Annotated in this window: 9 protein-coding genes; 8 read left to right on the forward strand and 1 reads right to left on the reverse strand. The window is 39.1% G+C overall.

Annotated elements, in window-relative coordinates; translation table 11 throughout:
- From Q0252_RS02905 to Q0252_RS02940, 7 genes are all read left to right on the forward strand, one after another.
- Positions 1-935, forward strand: a 935-nt coding sequence (locus tag Q0252_RS02905; RefSeq protein ID WP_297983609.1) for an IS4 family transposase, incomplete at its 5' end; no start/stop codon positions are given.
- Positions 936-944: 9 nt separating this feature from the next.
- Positions 945-1763: a sensor histidine kinase gene (locus Q0252_RS02910; protein ID WP_297983612.1), complete on the forward strand. Its 819-nt coding sequence runs from the start codon at positions 945-947 to the stop codon at positions 1761-1763.
- Between the two features lie 5 nt (positions 1764-1768).
- Entirely contained in the window at positions 1769-3724 is a 1956-nt protein-coding gene (locus tag Q0252_RS02915; protein WP_297983615.1) for a sensor histidine kinase, read from the forward strand.
- A complete protein-coding gene (locus tag Q0252_RS02920) occupies positions 3714-4346 on the forward strand; it encodes a response regulator transcription factor (protein WP_297983617.1) in 633 nt (210 codons plus the stop codon). Before Q0252_RS02915 ends, Q0252_RS02920 begins: the two co-directional genes overlap by 11 nt.
- Before the next feature lie 55 nt (positions 4347-4401).
- Positions 4402-4998: a DUF2911 domain-containing protein gene (locus tag Q0252_RS02925; protein WP_297983619.1), complete on the forward strand. Its 597-nt coding sequence runs from the start codon at positions 4402-4404 to the stop codon at positions 4996-4998.
- Positions 4999-5162: 164 nt separating this feature from the next.
- The gene (locus tag Q0252_RS12285; protein WP_367174811.1) at positions 5163-6206 is read left to right on the forward strand and encodes a bifunctional transcriptional activator/DNA repair enzyme AdaA; all 1044 of its coding nucleotides are present in this window, start codon (positions 5163-5165) and stop codon (positions 6204-6206) included.
- A gap of 231 nt (positions 6207-6437) precedes the next feature.
- The gene (locus tag Q0252_RS02940; protein ID WP_297983622.1) at positions 6438-6968 is read left to right on the forward strand and encodes a GNAT family N-acetyltransferase; all 531 of its coding nucleotides are present in this window, start codon (positions 6438-6440) and stop codon (positions 6966-6968) included.
- Here Q0252_RS02940 and Q0252_RS02945 read toward each other — a convergent pair whose 3' ends face one another.
- Positions 6969-7130 carry a hypothetical protein gene (locus tag Q0252_RS02945; RefSeq protein ID WP_297983625.1) on the reverse strand — a complete coding sequence of 54 codons (162 nt, stop codon included), beginning with the start codon at positions 7128-7130 and terminating at the stop codon, positions 6969-6971.
- A gap of 127 nt (positions 7131-7257) precedes the next feature.
- Here Q0252_RS02945 and Q0252_RS02950 point away from each other — a divergent pair.
- On the forward strand, positions 7258-7931 hold a 674-nt coding region (locus Q0252_RS02950; protein ID WP_297983627.1), incomplete at its 3' end, for an aldehyde dehydrogenase family protein.

Raw genomic sequence — 7931 nt, forward strand, 5'->3', positions numbered from 1 at the left:
AAATTGACCCTAATTATTTCAAAGAAATCTACGAGCAGATGTACGGAAGATTTTCGCAACTCTACAATAAAGCCGAGATAGAGAAATACAACCTTATCCGGGTGGACAGTACTATTGTCGCCGATACCTGCTCAAAACTCAAGGAAGGCATCGACCAGAAAAGCGGTAAAAAATTGGTGAAGTTCAGTTTTTCTTTTGATGGTGTTCTACCTTCGGGAGCAGAGGTTTTTACCGGACAGAAATATTCTGCAGAAGACAATGCGCTGCCGGAAGCCATCCTAAAGCAGGTAAAAAAGGAAGAACATCACGGTAATATTTATGTTATCGACAGGGGTTTGCAGTCGGTAAGGGTGATGAAGGAATTTGAAGAAAAGTCGGTAAAATTCATTGTCCGTTCTAAAGAAAACCGCAAGTTTGAAGAAGTCGAATCCTATCTCACTTCGCAAGGTTCTGAGAGATGGGATGACTGGACAGTCTTGAAAGACAGTAAAGTAAAACTCTACACCGGAATCCCGGTACAAAACAAGCGTGGAAACGTGCATCACCGTGAAGAAAAAGTAGAAACTGATTTTCGATTGGTGGTAATCCGTAACGAAAAAACAAAGAAAGAGTTTTGGTTTTTAACCAACGAGTTTGAACTCAGCAGCAAGGAAATTGCTGACTATTACCGCAAACGCTGGGATATTGAAGTTTTCTTCAGATTTCTAAAGCAGGAACTCAATCTGAGCCATTTGGTCTCGCTCAACAAAAACGGCATCGAAGTGATGGTATACATGACGATGATTGCCTCAATGCTATTGCTGATTTACAAAAAAGCCAACGCTTTAGGCTACAAAACCGCAAAAAGGCGCATTGCCATGGAACTTCGCGATATGATTACCGAAATACTTATCATTTTTGCAGGCGGAGACCCCGGAAAGGTATTCAAAACTTAGTCATAAAAAATGGCCGGAATTTCTTCCGACCATGACTACCAGTATATGCGGACATTTATTATTACAACACTTGTTTTTTTAGGTGCAGGTTTGTTCACTTATTTTTATTTCCGCAACAAGAAAAAACTTTCGGAACAGCGCGAAATCAATCTTCAGCAAAAACTGAAAGAAAAAGAACAGACGGAACAGCTGAAAGTTACCAAAGCAATTCTGGATGGAGAAGAACGCGAGCGCGAAAGAGTTGCAAAAGACCTCCACGACGGGCTTGGCGGTATGCTGGCCGGTGTGAAAATCAATCTCTCCACTTGGAGCAGTAATCATTTGGAAGAAAACCAGTATGAAAGTTTTCACAAAATTCTGAATCAGCTGGATTCCTCAGTTTCCGAACTTCGCCGTGTTGCCCGAAATCTGATGCCGGAATCGCTGCTAAATTTCGGGCTGGAAATCGCACTGAAAGATCTCTGCGAATTTTATATGAAAGACGGTTTAACCATCGATTTTCAGGCGATTAATATTCAGAAAAATCTGCCGCTGAATTTGCAGGTAAACATTTACAGAATCGTGCAGGAACTGCTGAACAACGCTGTCAAGCATTCTAACGCCGATAATATATTGGTGCAGTGCTCGCAAAACGGTGAAGAGTTCTACATTACGGTGGAAGACAACGGAAAAGGCATCACCGAAAGTGAAATGAGCAAAGTGAAAAGCCTCGGTTTGAAAAACCTGCAAAACCGGGTCGATTTTCTGAAAGGTAAAATGGAGATTCAGAGTATTCAGAATGAAGGAACCACCATAAATATTGAAGTAAAAACCGGCGCAGTAGCGTAGAAATCATGAAGAATCTATTTTGGCTGCTGCTTTTTCTTGTTCCCTGCGTTTTTCCGGCGCAGGAAAGAGACAGTTTGGAAACCCTGTTGAAAAAGGAGAAAAATGCGTTAAAAAAGGCCGATCTGCTTCTGGAGATTGCCAATTACCTCTCTGATACTGATACTGTGGAAGCTATTTCCTACATCAAAAAAGCCAAGAAACTAATTCCGGAGAACAATAAATATTTAAAGGGAAAAGTTCAGTTTACCTTTGGGCAGCAGTTTTTTGGTTTTGAGCCCAAAAAAGCTCAGAAATTTTACCAAAAGGCTTTGAAGCTTCTGGAAAAAGAGCAGACCAAAGAATCCTTTGCACTAATGGCAAATGCATGGCATAATTATGCAGTCCAGGAGCAGTATCAAGACAATTCGGACATTTTTATTTCCATTATTTTAAACAAATCAATTCCACTTGCCGCAAAAGCAGGAAGAAAAGATTTAGAAGCACAATATCTGAATGATATAGGTACCGAAATGTACAACCGCAAACTTTATGAAAAATCCATTTCTTATTTTGATCAGTCGCTTAAAACTATAGAAAAGGAACCAGAAAATTATAATATTTTAGAGCGGAAAATTGAATTTAATGTGAATGCTGCACAGTCTTATCTCTACCTGAACAACAGTGCAAAAGCAAAAAAATGCCTACAGAGCGCAGAAGCGATTATTAGGCGCTATCCCCAAAATCCACTTGCAGTTTTCTTTTATCTTGTAAATGCCAAGTATTTTCAGTTGAACAGGGATTATGAGAACGCTCTGCGGTACCTCAACAAAGGTTTGGAAGCACCAGCAATTACGCCACAAGATTATTTTGGACTTATTTACCAAAAAGCTTTCAGCCTGAGAAATCTGAACAGGCCCAAAGAAGCACTTGCTGTTTTGCAGACGATTATCAACAGGAAAGACCTTATGTCTACAAAACTTAATGCCAGAATTCTGCATAACGAAATGTCCAAAATATATGCAGAGTTAAACGATTACAAAAAGGCTTATGAACATCAGCTGGAAACCAAATCTTTAAGCGACAGTTTATTGGCAGAGGAAAGAGACTCAAAAGCCTTAATGATGGAAACCAAGTTCCGCACCGCTGAAAAAGAAAAACAGTTGGCGGTTCAGGAGCTTGAAATCAACAAAAAGAACCAATACATGTGGACGTTTATTATTTCAACACTTGTTTTTTTAGGTGCAGGTGTGTTCACTTATTTTTATTTTCGCAACAAGAAAAAACTTTCGGAACAGCGCGAAATCAATCTTCAGCAAAAACTCAGGGAAAAGGAACAAACCGAAGAACTCAATCTAACCAAAGCCATTCTGGATGGGGAAGAACGCGAGCGCGAACGCGTAGCAAAAGACCTCCACGACGGACTTGGCGGTATGCTTGCCGGTGTGAAGATCAATCTTTCCACCTGGAGCAGTAATCATTTGGAAGAAGACCAGTATGAAAGTTTTCACAAAATTCTGAACCAGCTGGATTCCTCAGTTTCCGAACTTCGGCGTGTTGCGAGGAATCTGATGCCGGAATCGCTTTTAAATTTCGGACTGGAAATCGCTTTGAAAGATCTCTGCGAATTTTATATGAAAGACGGTTTAACCATCGATTTTCAGGCGATTAATATTCAGAAAAATCTGCCGCTGAATTTGCAGGTAAACATTTACAGAATCGTGCAGGAACTGCTGAACAACGCTGTCAAGCATTCTAACGCCGATAATATATTGGTGCAGTGCTCGCAAAACGGTGAAGAGTTCTACATTACGGTGGAAGACAACGGAAAAGGCATCACCGAAAGTGAAATGAGCAAAGTGAAAAGTCTCGGTTTGAAAAACCTGCAAAACCGGGTCGATTTTCTCAAAGGTAAAATGGAAATACAGTCCACAGAAAACCAGCGAACCTCCGTAAATATAGAAATCAACACCCATGTCGCATAACATTAGCATCGTCATCGTCGACGACCATCCCATCGTTATTCAGGGTCTGAAAATGATGCTTGAAAATGAAAAATTTTTTAGTATTGTCGCTACTTTTAACGATGGTGCCGGAATTCGGAATTTCATTAAAACCAATGAAGCGGATATTGTGCTGCTGGATATTACACTGCCCGATTCCAACGGTATAGAACTCTGCGCGGAAATTAAGAAAATTTCCCCCAAAACATCGGTTATTATGCTCAGCAACCGTTCGGAAAGAAGCATCATCATGCAGTGTATCCAGAATGGAGCCAGCGGTTATCTGCTGAAAAATGCTACCATTGACGAATTGCACAGCTGTATCCGGGGCGCGCTTTCAGGAAACATTGTCTTTTGCAACGAAGTAAAGGAAATTATCAGCAAACCATCGCAAAATGAACTTTCCGGAATCCCACGCTTAACGAAACGCGAAAAAGAAATTCTAAAACTTCTAACCGAAGGAAAAACCAGTGTGGCCATAGCCGAAGAACTATTTTTAAGTCCTCTAACTGTTGATACACACCGAAAAAATATCATCCACAAATTTCAGGTGAAAAATGTAGCCGAACTCATCAGTGTGGCGAAACAGAATAATATAGTATGAACTATTAGAGTTTCTCATATGCAAATTTTGAGTTATCTTTAGCAAAAATAATTTTATGAAAAGACTCCTTATTACAGCCTTGTTCGCCATTTCCGTTTCCGCTTATTCCCAATGGACTCTCCCGGCAGCAAGTCCGAGACAAACCGTTGAACAACAGTTTTCAATGTCTAAAATTACTGTCGATTACGGAAGACCGGGCGTAAAAGGCAGAAAAATTTTTGGCGACTTGGTTCCTTACGGCAAAGTTTGGAGAGCCGGAGCAAATTCTTCCACAAAAATTGAATTCAAACAATCTATTAACTTTGGTGGAACTGTTGTTCCTGCCGGAAAATATGGACTTTATATTTTGCCGACCGAAAAAGAATGGAAAATCATTCTGAATAGCGATTCCCAAAGTTGGGGAACCGATTATGATGCTTCGAAGGATTTGTATGCGGTAACGGTTCCGGTTCAAAAATTGGCTGAAAAACAGGAGTTTTTTGAAATTGCTCTTAATCCTTTAGATGAAAATTCGGTGGATTTGGTTTTCAAATGGGATAATGTGAAAACAGTTGTTCCGTTAAAAACAGGAAAGCCTGAGACGGTATATCAAATCGTTGAAAAACTAAAGGAAATTAAGCAGATTGAACGTGATGCCGCGGCGAAAAAATAATTTTTTTATTTTAAAAATATCAATAGGAGTGGGCTTTAGCCCGCTTTTTTTTATGGTAATTCAATTAACTTTAGTCAAAACCTAAAAATGGTTGTCAATTTTTCGGTTGTTGATTATTTTGAATAACAATAACTTTGAACCATCAATCTTGAACTTTAAACCAAATGAACCTTTCACCACAACTCATGTACAAAGCATCCAACGATAAAAACCCCGATTTTGAGGGCGTTTTTTGGATGGGCGTAAAAACGACAGGAATTTTTTGCCGACCAACCTGTACTGCAAGAAAACCAAAGTTTGAAAATGTAGAATTTTTCGACAATACAAAGGATGCCATTTTGAAAGGTTACCGTCCGTGTAAAGTTTGCAAACCTTTGGGAAATCCGGGTGAAACGCCTGCGGAAATTCAGAAAATTTTGGATGAACTTTCCACGGACCCGTCATTGAAATTTAAGGATTATGATTTGGTGAAACGCGGTTTGGAACCGGCAACAGTTCGCCGTTGGTTTCAGAAACATCACGCTATGACGTTTCAGGCTTTTCAGAGAATGCACAAACTGAATTCGGCTTTTAAAAAGTTAAATTCAGGCGAAAGCGTTACAGAAACTGCTTTTGACAGCGGCTATGAAAGTTTAAGCGGTTTCAGCGACAGTTTTAAAAATGTTTTTGGAGTTTCTCCAAAAAATTCAAAATTTGAAAAAGTGGTTGATTTAAAAAGAATTGAAACGCCGCTCGGAACAATGGTTGCGTGTGCCGATGAAAACGGAATCTGTATGCTTGAATTCAGCGACAGAAAAGCTTTACCAACCGAGTTGAAAGAAATTTCCAAGCATTTCAATGCGAATATTATCCAGGGTGAAAACAAACATTTCAAAACGTTACAAAAAGAATTGGCAGAATATTTTGAAGGAAAAAGAATTCAGTTTAACGTTCCACTTTCACCGGTTGGAACAGAATTTCAGAAAAATGTATGGGAAGTTCTGCGTAAAATTCCGTACGGAACAACAAGAAGTTATCAGGAACAGGCGAATATTTTAGGTAATCCAAAAGCAGTTCGCGCTGTTGCCAATGCAAATGGTTTGAATAAAATTTCAATAATCATTCCTTGTCATCGAGTTATCGGAAGCGACGGAAAACTTACAGGTTATGGTGGTGGAATTTGGAGAAAACAAAAATTGTTGGAACTGGAAAAAGCAATTTTGTTCTAAACACAAACAAACAAACAAAGTTTTTCACGCAGGAAACAAAAAATCTGGGGAAATCTGCGAAATCTGGGGAAAATAAAATGAATCAGTTTTAAAATATCTTTATTTATCAATAGGAATGGGCTTTAGCCCATTTAGTTTTTTAGAAATTCATTGGCTTTAGCCAAAACTTATTTTTAATTTTGAAAAACTCATTTTACTCTGTGTAGAACCCTAAAGAACTCTGTGTTACAAATGGAAAACTTTCTTCAACCCACCCTCGAAAACGAAAATTTTATACTACAACCTCTCAAAGAGTCCGATTTTGAAAGGCTTTACCAAGTCGCTTCCGACCCAAAAGTTTGGGAGCAGCATCCGAACAAAAACCGCTACGAAAGGGAAGTGTTTCAGAATTTTTTTGAAGGCGCGCTTGCAAGTGGTGGTGCTTTTATGATTATCGATAAAGAAAGCGGCGAAGTTGCCGGAAGTTCGCGGTTTTATTCTAACGATGAGGATGAATCTTCCATTTTCATCGGCTATACGTTTTACGGAACAAAATTCTGGGGCTCAAAACTCAATCCTCAAGTCAAAAAACTGATGTTGGATTATATTTTTAACTATGTTGATCTGGTAAAATTTCATGTGGGTAAAGATAATTTCCGTTCAAGAAAAGCAATGGAAAGATTAGGAGCAGAACTGAAAGGTGAAATCAACGTTGCTTATCATGGAGAACCGAACCGCGAAAATGTGGAGTATTGGATTAGAAAGGAAAATTGGCTGAAATAATCACTTCGAAACACACCCTTCCAAAGCATCCGCACCAAAATAGAAAATCGCGAGCCACACCAATCCTTTTGCGGTAAAAAATATTAAACCGCCAATTCCTACACGCTTAAACCATTTTTTAAGTTTGGAATTGTTTTCCTGATTTTGTGGCTGATGTTCCATTTGAGATTTTTTTCAAAAATACTGATTAAATTTTAATCGTTTCGTGTTAAGAAATTTTAAATCTATCCAAATTTTTTGCGGTTCTGCGAATAGTTTTTATCTTTAAGAACGAACGAAAAACAAAAAAATGTCTAAAAAACAGAACGATTACGGAATCGAAAAATCCCTCAAAAATTTAGGAATCAAATCAGAAAATAAAGGTGTTTCAAGCGGCGGAAAATATTTTGCGTCAGGAGATTTGCTCGAATCTTATTCGCCAACTGACGGAAAACTGATTGCCAAAATTGTGAGCGGTTCCGAAAAAGATTACGACAAAATTATAGAGACCGCGAAAAAGGCTTTTGTGGAATTTAGACAGATTCCGGCGCCGAAAAGAGGAGAATTGGTTCGTCAGTTCGGAAACAAACTTCGTGAGTACAAGGACGATTTGGGAAAACTCGTTTCCTACGAAATGGGGAAATCTTTGCAGGAAGGTTTGGGCGAAGTTCAGGAAATGATTGATATTTGTGATTTTGCGGTAGGTTTGTCGCGCCAACTTCACGGTTTCACGATGCATTCCGAAAGACCGGGACACAGAATGTATGAACAGTATCATCCGCTTGGAATTGTGGGAATTATTTCTGCCTTTAATTTTCCGGTGGCAGTTTGGTCGTGGAATACGGCTTTAGCCTGGATTTGCGGTAATGTTACCGTTTGGAAACCTTCTGAAAAAGTTGGGTTGTGCGCAATTGCCTGTCAAAATATCATCAATGAAGTTCTTAAAGAAAACAACATGCCGGAAGGAATTTCGAATATGATTGT

Source organism: uncultured Chryseobacterium sp., from assembly GCF_936933875.1.
GTDB lineage: Bacteria > Bacteroidota > Bacteroidia > Flavobacteriales > Weeksellaceae > CAKZIK01.

Coding starts and splice junctions, on each gene's coding strand:
- Q0252_RS02940 (WP_297983622.1), top strand. CDS start 6,438: ATGGAAAACTTTCTTCAACCCACCCTCGAAAACGAAAATTTTATACTA.
- Q0252_RS02945 (WP_297983625.1), bottom strand. CDS start 7,130: ATGGAACATCAGCCACAAAATCAGGAAAACAATTCCAAACTTAAAAAA.
- Q0252_RS02915 (WP_297983615.1), top strand. CDS start 1,769: ATGAAGAATCTATTTTGGCTGCTGCTTTTTCTTGTTCCCTGCGTTTTT.
- Q0252_RS12285 (WP_367174811.1), top strand. CDS start 5,163: ATGAACCTTTCACCACAACTCATGTACAAAGCATCCAACGATAAAAAC.
- Q0252_RS02910 (WP_297983612.1), top strand. CDS start 945: ATGGCCGGAATTTCTTCCGACCATGACTACCAGTATATGCGGACATTT.
- Q0252_RS02920 (WP_297983617.1), top strand. CDS start 3,714: ATGTCGCATAACATTAGCATCGTCATCGTCGACGACCATCCCATCGTT.
- Q0252_RS02925 (WP_297983619.1), top strand. CDS start 4,402: ATGAAAAGACTCCTTATTACAGCCTTGTTCGCCATTTCCGTTTCCGCT.